This is a genomic window from Mesorhizobium sp. B264B1B (assembly GCF_020165765.1).
GTDB lineage: Bacteria > Pseudomonadota > Alphaproteobacteria > Rhizobiales > Rhizobiaceae > Mesorhizobium.
Genome location: NZ_JAIUIS010000001.1, coordinates 35,322 through 50,335, shown reverse-complemented (window position 1 = coordinate 50,335; position 15,014 = coordinate 35,322). Strand labels below are relative to the sequence as shown.

The following is a 15,014-nucleotide window of genomic DNA, read 5'->3' as shown; positions in this document are numbered from 1 at the left end:
TTAGTGCCCAAACCCACCGCCCCTATCCACCACGGACAGAGGGATGCCAAAACGTGACGGCTCTTTCGACAAGAGCGACCACACCATAAAAGACCGAACCCGCAAGGGCTGCAACTGCGATTTCGGCCCAGACCATGTCGATGTTCATCCGTCCGACTTCGGTCGAGATGCGGAAGCCCATGCCGACGACAGGCGTGCCGAAGAACTCGGCGACGATGGCGCCGATCAGCGCCAGCGTCGAGTTGATCTTCAGCGCGTTGAAGATGAAGGGAGCGGCGGCCGGCAGCCTGAGCTTGATAAGCGTCGGCCAGTAGCCCGACGCATAGGTGCGCATCAGGTCGCGCTCCATATGGCCGGACGCGGCCAGACCGGCGACGGTGTTCACCAGCATCGGGAAGAAGGTCATGATGATGACGACAGCCGCCTTGGACTGCCAGTCGAAGCCGAACCACATCACCATGATCGGCGCCACGCCGATGATCGGCAGCGCCGAGACCATGTTGCCGATGGGCAGCAGGCCGCGCCGTAGGAACGGCACCCGGTCGGCGAGAATGGCCGTGACAAAGCCGGCGCCGCTGCCCACGATATAGCCGAAGATAACAGCCTTGAAGATGGTCTGCCGGACATCGGCGCCAAGGATCGGCAGCGAACTGGCGATGCGCGCGCCGATGGCGCTCGGCGGCGGCAACAGGATGAACGGGATGCCGGCGCCACGCGTCACCGCTTCCCAGATGATCAGGATCCAGGCGCCGAAGATGGCGGGGATGATCAGGCGCAGCGCCGTGCGCATCCAGCTTGCGGTGGGGTGCAGTCCCGATAGCACCGCGACGCAGCGCCAGCCAAGCAGCCAGGCGGCCGTGAGCAGCACGAAATACGGCGCCAGTGCCGTGCCTTCGAAACCAGCGATACCTGAGATCAGCAGCCAGGCGACGAGGTGGGCGCCGACAAACAGTACGACCGCTTCCACAAAGGGCGAAATCCTGATCATCGAGACCAGGGCCGTCAGCATGGCAAGGCCAAACATCAGGCCCTTCGTTCCGAGATAGGGATAGTTGGCGCTGGTTGTCGGGTCCGCTAGCGCCGCCGCTTCCGGCTTCGACATGGCGCCGAGTGCGACCGCCATCAGGCACAGCACGATGGCCAGCACAGCCTGCCAGGAAGGCTTCAGCCGGTTCATGCCGGCCTCCCGCCCATGGCGCGGTCGACGAGGCGCCCGGCAATGCCGACCACCATGACCAGCAGCGCGGCCACGATCGAGCCCGCGACAAGCGCCGACCAGATGTCGATGGACTGGCTGTAATAGGCGCCAGCGAGCAGCTTGGCGCCGATGCCGGCGAGGGCGCCCGTCGGCAGTTCGCCGACAATGGCGCCGACCAGACTGGCAGCCACCGCCACCTTCATCGAGGTGAACAGGAACGGCACCGAGGCCGGCACGCGCAGCTTCCAGAAGGTCTGCGCACGGCTGGCATTATAGGTGTGCATCAGGTCGAGATGCATGATCTCGGGCGAGCGCAGGCCTTTCACCATGCCAACCGTCACCGGGAAGAACGACAGATAGGTCGAGATCATCGCCTTCGGGATCAGGCCGGTGATGCCGATCGCCGCCAGCACCACGATGATCATCGGCGCCACCGCCAGGATCGGGATGGTCTGCGAGGCGATGATCCATGGCATCAGGCTGCGGTCGAGCGTCGCCACATGTACGATGCCCACGGCAATGACGATGCCGAGCGCCGTGCCGAAGGCAAAGCCCAGCAGCGTCGAGGACAGCGTCACCCAGGCATTGTAGACCAGGCTGCGGTTCGAAGTGACGTTGCGCAGGAACGTGTTCTCGAAAAAGTTCACCGCCACCTGGTGCGGCGCCGGCAGCGTCGGCTTCGGCTGCGAGAGCGTCTTGCCGATGAACTCGACGGTGCCGGGCGTTTCGTTGGCACGTTGGTCGAGATCGCGCTGGAACGGCGTGTTGAGTATGACGGCGAAGACGTACCAGAGTACGACCACGCCGGCGAGGATGGAGGTTACCGGGATGACCTTGGAGCGGAAGGTGTCCATCTAGCAGGCCTCGCTGGGCTGGCTCCCTCCTCTCCCCGACGGGGAGAGGGTGGCCGGAGCGAAGCGGAGGTCGGGTGCCTTTGTCTTCGTCATCCTAGGGCGAAGCAAGGAGCGAAGCGACGCGGCGCAGACCCTAGGATCCAAGCCGTTACCTCTCCGCTCCGCGACCGTTCGGAATATGGCTCCCTCCGGGCCGCTTAGCCTGCCGAATATTCTCGACTGTTTGCGCCTTTCGGCAGGCGTCACGGCATGGATCCTAGGGTCTACGTACGCCGCTTCGCGGCTACTCCGCCCTAGAATGACGAAGGCGTAGGTGGCCGCTCCTTCGTGAGGTGGAGGCGCCTTTCGGGGCGCTGCCGCGAGTCCATCCTGCCCCAGCTCAATCATCATAGCTGTGCCCTGCCCGCAACCCGTCGCGCACACGCGCGGCGATCGCCAAAAACTCCGGCGTCTCGCGGATGTCGAGTGGCCGCTCCTTCGGCAGCGTCGATTCGATGACGTCGCTGACGCGGCCCGGACGCGGCGACATGACGACGATGCGCGTCGATAAATACACCGCCTCGGGAATGGAGTGCGTGACGAAGCAGATGGTCTTGTTGGTGCGCGCCCACAATTGCAGCAATTGCTCGTTGAGATGGTCGCGCACGATCTCGTCCAGCGCGCCGAACGGCTCGTCCATCAACAGAAGGTCGGCATCGAAGGCGAGCGCGCGAGCGATCGAGGCGCGCTGCTGCATGCCGCCGGAAAGCTGCCAAGGATACTTCTTCTCGAAGCCGGAAAGGTTGACGAGATCGAGCGTGCGCCTGATCCGCTCTCCCTGCTCCGCCCCGGACAGACCCATGATCTCCAGCGGCAGCGCGACGTTGCGCTCGATGGTGCGCCAGGGAAACAGGGCGGCGGCCTGGAAGACATAGCCGTAGGCGCGTTTCTCGCGCGCCTGTTCTGCTGTCATGCCGTTGACCGAAATGGTCCCCGAGGTCGGCTTCTCAAGATCGGCGATGACCCGCAGCAAGGTCGTCTTGCCGCAGCCCGACGGCCCGATGAAGGAAACGAACTCACCCTTGCCGATGGTCAGGTCGACATTGGACAGCGCCTGTACCGGCCCGTCATTGGTCTGGAAGGTCAGGCCAAGCTTGCTTGCCGCGACGACGGCTGGCGAAATCCCCGTCATCGGCCGCGGCCTGCCTGTTCCTGCCCCTTTAGTGCCGGCCCGATTCCGATTGCTTTTATCGCGATGTTGTTTTCCACTCGCCCAGTCCCATTGGTCTTGTTCCACTCATTCGACGCCCGGAGTTTCCCCGATGTCGCCTCAACCCACTTGCCATCTTATCCGCCCTGAAAGCTCTTATGAAGGCAAGCAGGGATTGACCTATTTCGCCGGTATCGCCACCGAGTCGGTCGGCTCATCTGGTATCTGCATGCATGTGCTCACCATGCCGCCCGGCGCCCGCGCTAAGGCGCATCTGCATGAGAACCATGAAACGGCGATCTACGTGCTCTCCGGCGAGGTCCATACCTGGTACGGCGACCGGCTTGAGAACCACATCGTCGCCAAAGCCGGCGACCTCTTCTACATTCCGGCCGGCGTGCCGCATCTGCCCGCCAATCTGAGTGGGGCCCCGTCTTCGGCCGTCATTGCCCGCACCGATCCCAAAGAGCAGGAAAGCGTCGTCCTGCTGCCGGAACTGGATGCATTGGTCGCCTGAAGCCGGCCTTGCGGGGCTAAGCGCCCATCGGCCAATTGCTTGAGGTTTGCGCTGCCCCTCATCGCCCTGCCGGGCACTTTTCCCCGTATAGGGACGAGGAGAAGGACGATTTCGCGAAGGATTTCGCCGATTTCCAGCGTTGCCGGAAAGGGCGCCAAGATTGCGTTCAGTTCCCTTTTCCCCGTCCCTATACGGGGAGAAGGTGCCGGCAGGGCGATGAGGGGCAGCACCAACTTCGGCAATCATCGGCACCCGGAAACTTCCCCGCAGACGGTGCCGTCCTTGTCGGCGATCATCAGTTTCTTGGCGCTTTTCGAGCTGCGCAAGCTCAAACCCCAGTCGCCGGAATGCCTGTCCGCTCCACCTTGCGCGGCGCGGTGATCTCCTTCCAGTTCGACAGTGCCCGGTTAACCGCCGCGTTCGGCTCGCGGCCGACGAACTGGCCATGGCCAGGCTTGGCCTTCACCTCGGTCTCCTCGATCGACAATTCGCCACGCGAGAAGACATAGCGCGGCAGGCCTGTCACTTCGACGCCTTCGAAGACATTGTAGTCGATGACCGACTGCTGCTTCTTCGAAGAAATGATCTTCTTGCGCTTGGGATCCCACACGATGATGTCGGCATCCGCGCCTTCGACAATGGCGCCCTTTTTCGGGTACATGTTGAGGATCTTGGCTATGTTGGTCGAGGTTACCGCGACGAATTCGTTCATCGTCAGCCGCCCGGTGTTGACGCCCCTGGTCCACAGCACCGGCATGCGATCCTCGAGGCCGCCCGTGCCGTTCGGGATCTTGGTGAAATTGCCGACGCCGAAGCGCTTCTGGTCCGTGGTGAAGGCGCAGTGGTCGGTCGCCACCACCTGCAACGATCCCGCCTGCAGGCCGGCCCACAGCGAATCCTGGTGTAATTTGTTCCGGAAGGGCGGGCTCATCACGCGGCGCGCCGCATGGTCCCAGTCCTTGTCGAAATACTCGCTCTCGTCCAGCGTCAGGTGCTGGATCAGTGGCTCGCCGAACACTCGCATGCCTTTTTGACGCGCCCGGCGGATGGCCTCGTGCGCCTGCTCGCAGGAAACATGCACGACATAGAGCGGCACGCCGGCCATGTCGGCGATCATGATGGCGCGGTTGGTCGCCTCGCCTTCCACTTCCGGCGGGCGCGAATAGGCGTGCCCCTCCGGGCCATTGTTGCCGGCGGCAAGCAGCTTCTGCGAGAGCGCCGCAACCACGTCGCCATTCTCGGCGTGCACCAGCGGCAGCGCGCCGAGCTCGGCGCAGCGCTGGAACGACGCATACATCTCGTCGTCGTCCACCATCAGCGCGCCCTTGTAGGCCATAAAATGCTTGAACGAGGTGATGCCCTTGTCGACGACGGTGGCCATCTCGTCGAACACCTGCTTGCCCCACCAGGTGATCGCCATGTGGAAGGAATAATCGCAGGACGCCTTCGAGGTCTTGTTGTCCCACATCTGCAAGGCCTCGAGCAGCGACTGCTGCGGCGACGGCAGGCAGAAATCGACCACCATCGTCGTGCCGCCGGCTAGTGCCGCGCGCGTGCCGGACTCGAAATCGTCGGCCGAATAGGTGCCCATGAACGGCATTTCGAGATGAGTATGCGGATCGATACCACCTGGCATGACATAACAGCCGGTGGCGTCGAACTCATGGTCGCCGTGTAGGTCCGAGCCAATGGCGACGATCTTGCCGTGCTGCATCAGCACGTCGGCCTTCCATGTGCGGTCGGCGGTAACGATGGTGCCGTTTCTGATGACTTTGGTCATTTTTCTCGTTCCCTTGTTCCTTCGCGCTTCTTGCGAGCAGCGTTTGGAAATCCAGCTTTCCAGCTTACTCCACGATGACCGCTGTCTCCACCACGGCATGGAACAGCACGTCGGCTCCTGCCGCCGCCCATTCCTTGGAGATCTCCTCGGCCTCGTTGTGGCTGAGACCGTCGACGCAGGGGCACATCACCATGGCGGTCGGCGCGACGCGGTTGATCCAGCAGGCGTCGTGGCCCGCGCCCGAGACGATGTTGCGGTGCGTGTAGCCGAGCCGGTCGGCGGCATCACGGATCGCCTTGACGCAGCCCTTGTCAAAGGTGACCGGATCGAAATGGCCGACCTGCTCGATCTTGTACTGGATGTCGAGCGCCTCGCATATCGTGTCGATGCCTTCGCGGATGCGCCCATCCATGGTGTCGAGCACTTCCTTCTCCGGCGAGCGGATGTCGATAGTGAAGATCGTGCGCCCGGCGATGATGTTGCGCGAGTTCGGATAGACTTCCATGTGGCCGACCGCGCCGACGGCGTCCGGCTGGTAGTCCATGGCAATCTCGTGCACCAGTTCGATCACGCGCGCCATGCCGAGCCCGGCATTGCGGCGCTTGGGCATCGGCGTCGAGCCGGTATGCGCCTCCTTGCCGGTCAGCGTCACCTGCAGCCATTTCAGCCCCTGTCCATGGGTGACGACGCCGATGTCGATGCCTTCGTCCTCGAGGATAGGCCCTTGCTCGATATGCAGTTCGAAAAACGCGTGGATCTTGCGATCGCCGACCTTCTCCGTGCCCTTCCAGCCGATACGCTCCAGTTCCTCGCCGAATTTCTTGCCGTTCTTGTCCGTATGCTCGTAGACGTCGGCCTGGTCGAGCACACCGGCGAATACGCCGGACGCCATCATCGCCGGGGCAAAACGCGAGCCCTCCTCGTTGGTCCAGTTCGTGACCACGATCGGATGTTTGGTCTTGATGCCGAGATCGTTGAGCGAGCGGACGATCTCCAGGCCGCCGAGCACGCCGAGCACGCCGTCATACTTGCCGCCGGTCGGCTGCGTGTCGAGATGGCTGCCGACATAGACCGGCGGCAGGCTGGGATCGGCGCCTTCGCGCCTGGCAAACATGGTGCCCATCTCGTCGACGCCCATTTCGAGCCCGGCGGCATCGCACCAGCGCTTGAACAGATGCCGGCCCTCGCCGTCCTCGTCGGTCACGGTCTGGCGATTGTTGCCACCGGCAATGCCGGGGCCGATCTTCGCCATCTCCATGATGGAATCCCACAAACGGTCTGAATTGATTCGCAGATTCTCGCCGGGTGCGGCCATTCAAAACCTCTCCAATTGCGTGGCGTTCCCCTCCCCCTCGAGGGGAGGGTGGCCGCGAAGCGGTCGGGTGGGGTCGCCGGACATGCGCTCGACCTTCCCTTTGGCCACCTGCGCAACATGCCAAGGGTTGTTTATGACATCGGGCTCATCGACGCGAAAGACATCAAAGCCGAGCGAGCGCAGATAGGCATCACGAACGGCATCATGCCGCTTGCCCTTCTCGTGTTCGTGCAGATCGCCATCAACTTCAACGATCAGCTTCACGACGAGGCAGGCAAAGTCAACGATATAAGGCCCGATCGGACACTGACGACGAAACTTGATGCCGGCCGATTTCAGCTCGCGCAGTTCATACCAGAGCAAGGATTCACCCCTGGTTGCGTGAACTCGAAGCGCGCGCGCCTTTTGGCGCATTTCGTAGCTCACGCGAGTGCGGGGCATCAACGGCAGCCTCGCGGCAACAGATCAGGTCGGCACCCCGTCGCACCGACCCCACCCGACCGCTTCGCGGCCACCCTCCCCTCGAGGGGGAGGGATATCCGCGCCCAGTTCTTCAATCGATCGACCTCAGTACCTCACGCACATGATCGATCAGTTCGTTGATCTGGCCCTTGGTGATGATCAGCGGCGGCGACAGCGCGATGATGTCGCCGGTGGTGCGGATCAGCGCGCCGCGCTCGAACGCCTTGACGAAGGCCGAGAAGGCCCGCTTGGTCGGGCTGCCGGCAATCGGCGCCAGCTCGATCGCACCGATCAGGCCGATGTTCCTGATATCGATGACATGCGGCTCGCCCTTCAGCGAATGCAGCGCGTCTTCCCAATAGGGCGCCAGTTCCTCGCCGCGGGTGAGCAGGCCCTCTTCCTTGTAGGTGTCGAGCGTGCCGAGCGCCGCGGCGCAGGCGATCGGATTGCCCGAATAGGTGTAGCCGTGGAAGAACTCGATCATGTGCTCGGGGCCGGTCATGAAGGCGTCGTGGATTTCCTTCTTCACGAACACCGCGCCCATCGGGATGACGCCGTTGGAAACGCCCTTGGCGGTGGTCATGATATCAGGCGTGACGCCGAAATAGTCGGCCGCGAACGGCGCGCCGAGACGGCCGAAGCCGGTGATGACCTCGTCGAAGATCAACAGGATGCCGTGCTTGGTGCAGATTTCGCGCAGCTTCTGCAAATAGCCCTTGGGCGGCAGGATGACGCCGGTGGAGCCAGCGACCGGCTCGACGATAACGGCCGCGATGGTCGAGGCGTCATGGAGCGCAACGATGCGCTCCAGCTCGTTGGCGAGCTCTGCGCCATGTTCCGGCACGCCCTTGGAGAAGGCGTTCTTCTCCGGCAGGTGCGTGTGCGGCATATGGTCGACGCCGCCGAGCAGCGTGCCGAACATCTTGCGGTTGGTGACGATGCCGCCGACCGAAATGCCGCCGAAATTGACGCCGTGATAGCCGCGCTCGCGTCCGATCAGGCGGGTGCGCGAGCCCTCGCCCTTCACGCGGTGATAGGCGATCGCCATCTTCAACGCGGTCTCGACCGATTCCGAACCGGAATTGGTGAAGAACACGTGATCCATGCCCTTCGGCGCGACGTCGACCAGGCGGTTGGCCAGTTCGAACACGATCGGGTGGCCCATCTGGAAGGCCGGAGCGTAGTCGAGCTCGGCGGCCTGCTGCTGGATCGCCTCGGTGATCTTGGGCCGGCAATGGCCGGCATTGACGCACCAGAGGCCGGCGGTGCCGTCCAGCACCTTGCGGCCATCGCTGGTCGTGTAGTGCATGTCCTTGGCGGACACGAACATGCGCGGCGCCTGCTTGAACTGCCGGTTTGCCGTGAACGGCATCCAGAATGCACTGAGATCGTTCGGCGTGACTTTCAGCCGGTTAGACATGACCAAGACTTCCCCTTGTAACCTGTTTCGGTACGTCCAACGCTTGGTCTTTGCCGCGCTTTCGTGCTACGCAAATTTTTGACCGATTGGACAAACGTTAGCACCGCCCTGTCGGCGGTCAAGGGATTACTAGCGGAAATGCGGCTCCTGAAGTGCGTTCCACAGGCCGGGGAAAAACTGGTCCAGAGAATTGGGCCAGACCGCTTTCAACACGAGGGCGCGCAACGGTGAACACCAGCACGGAAGCCCCTCGCCGCACCCGCATCCAGCAGGAGAAGCGCGAACTCATTCTCGAAGCCGCACTCGAGGTGTTCTCCACCAATGGCTTCCGCGGCTCGACCATCGACCAGATCGCCGAAGCCGCTGGGATGTCGAAGCCCAACCTGCTCTATTACTTTCGCCGCAAGGAAGACATTCACGAGACGCTGATGCAGCGCCTGCTCGACACATGGCTGGCGCCGCTCAGGGAACTCGACGACATCGGCGATCCCCTGACCGAGCTCAGGAGCTACATCAGGCGCAAGCTTGAAATGGCGCGCGATTTTCCGCGCGAGAGCCGGCTGTTCGCCAACGAGATTCTGCAGGGCGCACCACGCATCATGCCCTTGCTGACCGGCGAACTGAAGACGCTGGTCGACGAGAAGGCAACCGTCATCAAGGGCTGGATGCGCGCCGGCAAGATCGCCAGGACGGATCCTTGGCACCTGATCTTCTCGATCTGGGCGACGACCCAGCACTATGCCGATTTCGACGTCCAGGTCCGCGCCGTGCTCGGCCCGAACCGTGGCGGCGACGGCCGCTTCGAGGACGCAGCGAGGTTCCTGGAGCAATTGTTTCTCGACGGGTTGAAGCCGAAGGCCTGACCCTGCCCTGAAGGCTCACGCGCTGCGCCGCTCGGCCGGCAGCGCATCAAGCAAGCTCTGCAGCTTGGCGATCGAGTTCTGCTCGGCCAGCGGCGTGTAGACGACCAGCCGCATGTCGGATCCATCGTCGATCGACAGACTCATGTGCTCGAAGGCCATGGCGCCGGCCGTCGGATGGCGGACGTGCTTCAGACCCGTCAGCTTTCGCGCCACGTCACGTCGGGGCCACCAATCGCGGAACTCGGGGCTCGAGCGCATCATCAGCGCGATCAGCCGGTCGAAATCGGGATCACCGACATATTTGGCGCTTTCGGCGCGAAACGAAGCGAGCACCACGCGGGCAAGCTCTTCCCAGTCGACGAGCAGGCGGCGATGGTGCGGGTTGGTAAATACCATGTGGACGATGTTGCGGGCGTCGCCTTCCAGCAAGCCATAATCGCCGAACACCGCGGCGGCTGCCGGGTTCCAGGCGAGCACGTCCCAGCGCCGGCCAACCACATAGGCAGGCTGCAGCACAAGGCTTTGCAGCATGTGCAGCAACGGCCCGTCGACCTTTTCGGGCGTCGCCCCACGATGCTCCGGCTGCTGGCGGCCGGCGAGGATGAACAAATGCCGCTTCTCGACAGCGTCGAGGCGCAGCGCCTCGCAGAGCGCCGCCAGCACCTCTACGGAGGGCCTGACATCCCTTCCTTGTTCCAGCCAGGTGTACCAGGTGGTGCCGACACCGGCGATCATCGCCACCTCCTCGCGCCGCAGGCCCGGCGTGCGCCGCCGCGCGCCGCAGGCAATGCCGGCGGCCTGTGGCGAAAGCCTCTCGCGGCGCGAGCGCAGGAAGGCGCCGAGCTCGCGCCGGCGGCTGTCTTCAGGGGAATGAGAAGGAGCATCCATGATCCTATTATAGCAGTACCAATACCAGGATAAAGTTTGAACTGTTTGGCGCGCACCCGCTGCCCCATCTTCTGTCGGGAGCGACGAATGGAGGCTCAAACATGGACCTGAAAGACAAGACAATCCTGATCACCGGCTCGACCGATGGTGTCGGCCGGGTCGTCGCGCAACGGCTGGGCGCAGGTGGCGCCCGGGTGCTGGTGCACGGGCGCGACGCAGCGCGCGGCAAGGCGGCGGTCGCGGACATCGAGGTGGCCGGCGGCAAGGCCGAGTTCTTCGCAGCCGACCTCGCCTCGCTGGCCGAGGTGCGCCGGCTCGCCGAGGCCGTGCGTGACAAAACCGCTCGGCTCGACATCCTCATCAACAATGCCGGCGTCGGCACGGCTGGCCAAAACGCCAAAAGGCAGGTCAGCGCCGACGGCTATGAACTGCGCTTCGCCGTCAACTATCTCGCCGGCTTCCTGCTTACGGAGGAATTGCTGCCCCTGCTGAAGGCCAGCGCGCCGGCGCGTATCGTCAACGTCGCCTCGGCGGGCCAGCAGGCCATCGACTTTAGCGACGTCATGCTTACCCATGGCTACAGCGGCGTGCGCGCCTACTGCCAGAGCAAGTTGGCGCAGATCCTGTTCACCGTCGATCTCGCCGAGCAGCTCAAGGGCAGCGGGGTTACCGTCAACGCCCTGCACCCGGCGAGCTACATGAACACGACCATGGTCCGCGAGGCCGGCGTCACGCCGTGGAGCTCGGTGGAAACCGGCGCCGAGGCGATCGTCAACGTCGCCACCTCGCCGGCGCTCGAAGGGCGCAGCGGCCTCTATTTCGACGGCCTTCGCGAATCCCGCGCCGACGCCCAGGCTTACGACGCCAGAGCAAGACAACAATTGCGCGACTTGAGCCTCGACCTTGTCGGGCAGGCTACAGTGAAGGAAGAGCGTTCATGACCAGCAAGATCGAACACACAGTCGTCATCGGTGGCTCGTCCGGCATCGGCCTGGCGACGGCGCGCAAACTGCTCGGCCCCGGCATGAAGGTGACCATCACCGGGCGCAATCAGGACAAGCTCGTCAGCGCATGGAAAAGTCTCGGTGGCGCCGCCGACAAGGCGGCGTTCGATGCTGCCAAGCCCGACGAGGTGCGCCAATTCTTCGAGCGCATCGGCCCGTTCGACCATCTCGTTCTGGCGGCGAGCGGCGGCAAGGGCCTTGGCCCGTTCGAAACACTCGACCTTGCCGATATCGCTGGCGGCGTCGACGAAAAGGTGCGGCCGCAATTGTCCTGCCTGCAGGCGGCCTTGCCAACGCTGGACAAATCAGGATCGGTCACCTTCATCTCGGCGGTATCCGCCCAGCTCGCCACGCCGGGCGTCGCCGGCATCGGCGCCGTCAATGGCATGCTCCTGACGGTGGCACCGATCCTGGCCGTCGAGCTGAAGCCGCTGCGCGTCAACGTCGTGGCGCCCGGCGTCATCGACACGCCCTGGTGGGACTTTCTGCCGGACGAGCAGCGGCAGGCGATCTTTGCCGACTATGCCGGCAAGACACCGGTCGGCCGCATCGGCCGCGCCGAGGACGTCGCCTCGGCCATAGCCTTCCTCGTCTCCAACGGCTTCATGACCGGCCAGGTGCTGACCTGCGATGGTGGTTTGCGGTTCGCGGCCTAGCTGCAACCGTCAAAGCGACTGGGCGATCAGTGTCAGGAAGCCGCCGCTCAGCGCGACATTGCCAACAAAACCATTGATACGCGACGCACGCTCCTGTCCCTGATGATCCCAGAAATTGTGGAACATCGGCGTGGCGACGATCAGGAACAGCACCAGCACCGCACAGGCAGTGGCGGTCCAGAAGCCCGTCACCACCAGCACGCCGGCGACGATCTGCAACACGATGCCGGCCCAAAGTGCCAGCCGCGCCTGCGGCACACCGCGCGCGACCATCAGCCCCGTCAAGAAGCCCGCGTTCTGGATGTTGCGCAGGCCGGCGAAGACAAACCCGCCGCCAAGCAACAGCCGGCCGAGAACCAACAAGGCGGCGGGTAAATCGGCAAGCATCAAACGCTCTCCCTTCGAAATAATGGGAGCGCCGCCTCCCTTGGCGGCGCTCCGATCGTGATCGAACAATCAGGCGGCCTTGGCGGCAGGCATCGGATGAATGGCGTGGAACGGAATGCAAAGCCGGTTCCAGGTATTGATCATGCCCAGCGCCACGGAGAGCTTGACCAACTCCTCTTCCGAGAAATGTTCCAGCGTGCGGGTATAGAGTTCGTCCGAAACACCATTGTTGGCGATCAGCGTCACGGCCTCGGTCCAGGCCAAAGCGGCGCGCTCGCGCTCCGAAAACAGCGGCGATTCCTTCCAGGCTGAAACCAGATAAAGCCGCTGTTCGGTCTCGCCGTCGCGCCTCGCCTCGCGGCTGTGCATCTCGACACAGAAGGAGCAGCCATTGATCTGTGAGGCCCTGAGCTTGATCAGGTGCAGCAGGCTTTCCTCGAGCCCGCATTCGTCGACCGCCTTGTTGAGCGCCGACACCGCTTTCATGATCTCGGGCGCCTTGGCGAAGAACTGGAGCCTCTGTCTCATCATCTTTCCTTTCATGTTTGCTTGGTTGAACTGGATTTCTGCTGCCGCTGGTGGCGCTCGGTGAAAGCGCAGCTTGCCGCGACCGACCGCGGATCGGCGCCTTTCATGAAGTCCGCCACGATGTCGGACAGCCTGACCTCGGCCAGCGCCGCGCGATAGGCGCGCTCCGCCTTCAGCATCGCAGCATTGATGCCGCACGGCCTGACATAGGCCGATGCATCGAGTTTCGTCGGGCCGCGCTGGCGGATTTCGCCGCATCGGAAAGCCGGCTCGCGCCCTTCGACCGCCAGCACGATGTCCAGCAGCGTGATGCGTTCGGCCGGTTTCGCCAACCGGTAGCCGCCCGCTGGTCCCGGAACCGATTCCAGGATGCGCGCAGCGGTGAGCATGTTGAGATGTTTCAGGAGATAGCTCGGCGACAGGCCAAACGCCTCCGCCAGGGCCGCACCCGGCATGGTGCTGTCGCCATCGACGCCCGCCAGCGTCGCCGCGCAGTGGATGGCCGCTTCGACGCCATCGCCGAGTTTCATGATACCAATCTCCAATACATGGATAAATTATATCCTGGATATCTTTTATCTGCAATAGCAAAATGAAAACGGCGCCCGAGGACGCCGCTTTTTCCTTGATTGTTCCGCCCTACTCCGCCGCCACCTTGGCCATTGGGTTGTTCGGGTGCGTGGTCCAGTTGGCGTAGACCGGCGACACAGGCATGCCGGTGCGCTGGTCCATCACCCCGGCGGCCAGCGGCTCCATAGTGATGCAGTTGTCGACCGGGCAGACATTGACGCACAGATTGCAGCCGACGCACTCGGCCTCGATCACCTCGAAATGCCTGACGCCGTCGACCATGCTGGTGATCGCCTGATGCGAGGTGTCCTCGCAGGCGATGTGGCAGCGGCCGCATTTGATGCAGGCATCCTGGTCGATATGCGCCTTGGCGACATAGTTGAGGTTGAGATACTGCCAGTCCGTGACATTGGGCGTGGCACGGCCGATGATGTCGTCGAGCGAGCGATGGCCCTTCTCGTCCATCCAGTTTTCGAGACCGGCGATCATCTCCTGCACGATCTTGAAACCGTAGGTCATCGCGGCCGTGCACACTTGCACGTTCCCGGCGCCGAGCGCCATGAACTCGGCAGCGTCGCGCCAGGTGGTGATGCCGCCAATGCCGGAGATCGGCAGCCCCTGCGTTTCGGGGTCGCGCGCGATCTCGGCCACCATGTTCATGGCGATCGGCTTCACCGCCGGGCCGCAATAACCGCCATGCGAGCCCTTGCCGTCGATGGTCGGCATCGGCGCGAAGCTGTCGAGATCGACGCCGGTGATCGAGTTGATGGTGTTGATCAGCGACACCGCGTCGGTGCCGCCGGCATGTGCTGCTCGCGCCGGCTTGCGGATATCGGTGACGTTGGGCGTCAGCTTGGTGATGACGGGCATGCGCGTGTACTGCTTGCACCAGCGCACAACCATTTCGATATATTCCGGCACCTGGCCGACGGCGGCGCCCATGCCGCGCTCCGACATGCCGTGCGGGCAGCCGAAATTGAGCTCGATGCCGTCGGCGCCGGTTTCCTCGACAAGCGGCAGGATCGCCTTCCAGCTTTCCTCGACGCAAGGCACCATGATCGAGGCGATCAGCGCCCGGTCGGGCCACTCCATCTTGACCTGCTTCATCTCACGCAGATTGGTCTGCAAGTCGCGGTCGGTGATCAGCTCGATGTTGTTGAGGCCGAGCAGACGGCGGTCGGCGCCCCAGATCGCGCCGTAGCGTGGGCCATTGACGTTGACCACCGGCGGGCCCTCTTCGCCCAGCGTCTTCCAGACGACACCGCCCCAACCGGCCTTGAAGGCGCGCACGACATTGTAGGCCTTGTCGGTCGGCGGCGCCGAGGCCAGCCAGAACGGATTGGGCGATTTGATGCCGACGAAATTATTCCTGATATCTGCCAT

The 15,014-nt window shown here is 63.5% G+C and carries 16 protein-coding genes; 4 read left to right on the top strand and 12 right to left on the bottom strand.

Annotated elements, in window-relative coordinates; genetic code table 11:
* Positions 1-22 precede the first annotated feature (22 nt).
* The 3 genes from LB547_RS00180 to LB547_RS00170 all read right to left on the bottom strand — a co-directional run bounded on the left by LB547_RS00180 (position 23) and on the right by LB547_RS00170 (position 3,223).
* Positions 23-1,177 (bottom strand): ABC transporter permease, encoded by a 1,155-nt coding sequence (locus tag LB547_RS00180; RefSeq protein ID WP_140559505.1) that lies wholly within the window; start codon positions 1,175-1,177, stop codon positions 23-25.
* A complete protein-coding gene (locus LB547_RS00175; protein WP_224702851.1) occupies positions 1,174-2,052 on the bottom strand; it encodes an ABC transporter permease in 879 nt (292 codons plus the stop codon). Before LB547_RS00175 ends, LB547_RS00180 begins: the two co-directional genes overlap by 4 nt.
* A 379-nt stretch (positions 2,053-2,431) precedes the next feature.
* Positions 2,432-3,223 (bottom strand): ABC transporter ATP-binding protein, encoded by a 792-nt coding sequence (locus LB547_RS00170; RefSeq protein ID WP_140516662.1) that lies wholly within the window; start codon positions 3,221-3,223, stop codon positions 2,432-2,434.
* A gap of 130 nt (positions 3,224-3,353) precedes the next feature.
* Here LB547_RS00170 and LB547_RS00165 point away from each other — a divergent pair, with 130 nt between their 5' ends.
* The gene (locus LB547_RS00165) at positions 3,354-3,758 is read left to right on the top strand and encodes a cupin domain-containing protein (protein WP_140495129.1); all 405 of its coding nucleotides are present in this window, start codon (positions 3,354-3,356) and stop codon (positions 3,756-3,758) included.
* A gap of 328 nt (positions 3,759-4,086) precedes the next feature.
* Here the strand turns inward: LB547_RS00165 and hydA are convergent, their stop codons facing one another.
* The 4 genes from hydA to LB547_RS00145 form a co-directional block, all read right to left on the bottom strand.
* Entirely contained in the window at positions 4,087-5,538 is a 1,452-nt protein-coding gene (hydA, locus tag LB547_RS00160; protein WP_140761257.1) for a dihydropyrimidinase, read from the bottom strand.
* A 64-nt stretch (positions 5,539-5,602) separates the two neighbouring features.
* The gene (locus LB547_RS00155; RefSeq protein WP_140761260.1) at positions 5,603-6,853 is read right to left on the bottom strand and encodes a Zn-dependent hydrolase; all 1,251 of its coding nucleotides are present in this window, start codon (positions 6,851-6,853) and stop codon (positions 5,603-5,605) included.
* Positions 6,854-7,267: an endonuclease domain-containing protein gene (locus LB547_RS00150; RefSeq protein WP_224655899.1), complete on the bottom strand. Its 414-nt coding sequence runs from the start codon at positions 7,265-7,267 to the stop codon at positions 6,854-6,856.
* A 139-nt stretch (positions 7,268-7,406) separates the two neighbouring features.
* Positions 7,407-8,735, bottom strand: a complete 1,329-nt coding sequence (locus LB547_RS00145; RefSeq protein WP_140521238.1) for an aspartate aminotransferase family protein — start codon at positions 8,733-8,735, stop codon at positions 7,407-7,409.
* Positions 8,736-8,962: 227 nt separating this feature from the next.
* Between LB547_RS00145 and LB547_RS00140 the strand changes: the two genes are divergently transcribed.
* Positions 8,963-9,598 (top strand): TetR family transcriptional regulator C-terminal domain-containing protein, encoded by a 636-nt coding sequence (locus LB547_RS00140; RefSeq protein ID WP_140495120.1) that lies wholly within the window; start codon positions 8,963-8,965, stop codon positions 9,596-9,598.
* A gap of 15 nt (positions 9,599-9,613) precedes the next feature.
* On the opposite strand, the gene LB547_RS00135 is transcribed toward LB547_RS00140, so the two are convergent.
* Positions 9,614-10,486 (bottom strand): helix-turn-helix transcriptional regulator, encoded by an 873-nt coding sequence (locus LB547_RS00135; RefSeq protein ID WP_140675423.1) that lies wholly within the window; start codon positions 10,484-10,486, stop codon positions 9,614-9,616.
* Positions 10,487-10,587: 101 nt separating this feature from the next.
* On the opposite strand from LB547_RS00135, the gene LB547_RS00130 reads away from it, so the two are divergent.
* Both LB547_RS00130 and LB547_RS00125 read left to right on the top strand, forming a co-directional pair.
* Complete coding sequence (locus LB547_RS00130) at positions 10,588-11,427, top strand: SDR family NAD(P)-dependent oxidoreductase (RefSeq protein ID WP_140675425.1); 840 nt, start codon at positions 10,588-10,590, stop codon at positions 11,425-11,427.
* Positions 11,424-12,146: an SDR family oxidoreductase gene (locus tag LB547_RS00125; protein ID WP_140761266.1), complete on the top strand. Its 723-nt coding sequence runs from the start codon at positions 11,424-11,426 to the stop codon at positions 12,144-12,146. The genes LB547_RS00130 and LB547_RS00125 overlap by 4 nt, the downstream gene beginning before the upstream one ends.
* Positions 12,147-12,155: 9 nt before the next feature.
* Here LB547_RS00125 and LB547_RS00120 read toward each other — a convergent pair whose 3' ends face one another.
* The 4 genes from LB547_RS00120 to preA all read right to left on the bottom strand — a co-directional run bounded on the left by LB547_RS00120 (position 12,156) and on the right by preA (position 15,014).
* Positions 12,156-12,533 (bottom strand): DoxX family protein, encoded by a 378-nt coding sequence (locus LB547_RS00120; protein WP_140516666.1) that lies wholly within the window; start codon positions 12,531-12,533, stop codon positions 12,156-12,158.
* Positions 12,534-12,602: 69 nt separating this feature from the next.
* On the bottom strand, positions 12,603-13,061 hold the full coding sequence (locus tag LB547_RS00115) for a carboxymuconolactone decarboxylase family protein (RefSeq protein WP_140761269.1): 459 nt from the start codon (positions 13,059-13,061) through the stop codon (positions 12,603-12,605).
* 11 nt (positions 13,062-13,072) lie between these two features.
* Positions 13,073-13,591, bottom strand: a complete 519-nt coding sequence (locus tag LB547_RS00110) for an RrF2 family transcriptional regulator (RefSeq protein ID WP_140623098.1) — start codon at positions 13,589-13,591, stop codon at positions 13,073-13,075.
* 109 nt (positions 13,592-13,700) lie between these two features.
* Positions 13,701-15,014 carry an NAD-dependent dihydropyrimidine dehydrogenase subunit PreA gene (gene preA, locus LB547_RS00105; protein WP_140495109.1) on the bottom strand — a complete coding sequence of 438 codons (1,314 nt, stop codon included), beginning with the start codon at positions 15,012-15,014 and terminating at the stop codon, positions 13,701-13,703.

Excerpts from the sequence above, each read along its gene's own strand:
- LB547_RS00165 (WP_140495129.1), top strand. The coding sequence starts at position 3,354 with ATGTCGCCTCAACCCACTTGCCATCTTATCCGCCCTGAAAGCTCTTAT.
- LB547_RS00120 (WP_140516666.1), bottom strand. The coding sequence starts at position 12,533 with ATGCTTGCCGATTTACCCGCCGCCTTGTTGGTTCTCGGCCGGCTGTTG.
- LB547_RS00150 (WP_224655899.1), bottom strand. The coding sequence starts at position 7,267 with ATGCGCCAAAAGGCGCGCGCGCTTCGAGTTCACGCAACCAGGGGTGAA.
- LB547_RS00110 (WP_140623098.1), bottom strand. The coding sequence starts at position 13,591 with ATGAAACTCGGCGATGGCGTCGAAGCGGCCATCCACTGCGCGGCGACG.
- LB547_RS00125 (WP_140761266.1), top strand. The coding sequence starts at position 11,424 with ATGACCAGCAAGATCGAACACACAGTCGTCATCGGTGGCTCGTCCGGC.
- LB547_RS00175 (WP_224702851.1), bottom strand. The coding sequence starts at position 2,052 with ATGGACACCTTCCGCTCCAAGGTCATCCCGGTAACCTCCATCCTCGCC.
- LB547_RS00180 (WP_140559505.1), bottom strand. The coding sequence starts at position 1,177 with ATGAACCGGCTGAAGCCTTCCTGGCAGGCTGTGCTGGCCATCGTGCTG.
- hydA (WP_140761257.1), bottom strand. The coding sequence starts at position 5,538 with ATGACCAAAGTCATCAGAAACGGCACCATCGTTACCGCCGACCGCACA.
- LB547_RS00145 (WP_140521238.1), bottom strand. The coding sequence starts at position 8,735 with ATGTCTAACCGGCTGAAAGTCACGCCGAACGATCTCAGTGCATTCTGG.
- LB547_RS00155 (WP_140761260.1), bottom strand. The coding sequence starts at position 6,853 with ATGGCCGCACCCGGCGAGAATCTGCGAATCAATTCAGACCGTTTGTGG.
- preA (WP_140495109.1), bottom strand. The coding sequence starts at position 15,014 with ATGGCAGATATCAGGAATAATTTCGTCGGCATCAAATCGCCCAATCCG.
- LB547_RS00130 (WP_140675425.1), top strand. The coding sequence starts at position 10,588 with ATGGACCTGAAAGACAAGACAATCCTGATCACCGGCTCGACCGATGGT.
- LB547_RS00135 (WP_140675423.1), bottom strand. The coding sequence starts at position 10,486 with ATGGATGCTCCTTCTCATTCCCCTGAAGACAGCCGCCGGCGCGAGCTC.
- LB547_RS00115 (WP_140761269.1), bottom strand. The coding sequence starts at position 13,061 with ATGAGACAGAGGCTCCAGTTCTTCGCCAAGGCGCCCGAGATCATGAAA.
- LB547_RS00170 (WP_140516662.1), bottom strand. The coding sequence starts at position 3,223 with ATGACGGGGATTTCGCCAGCCGTCGTCGCGGCAAGCAAGCTTGGCCTG.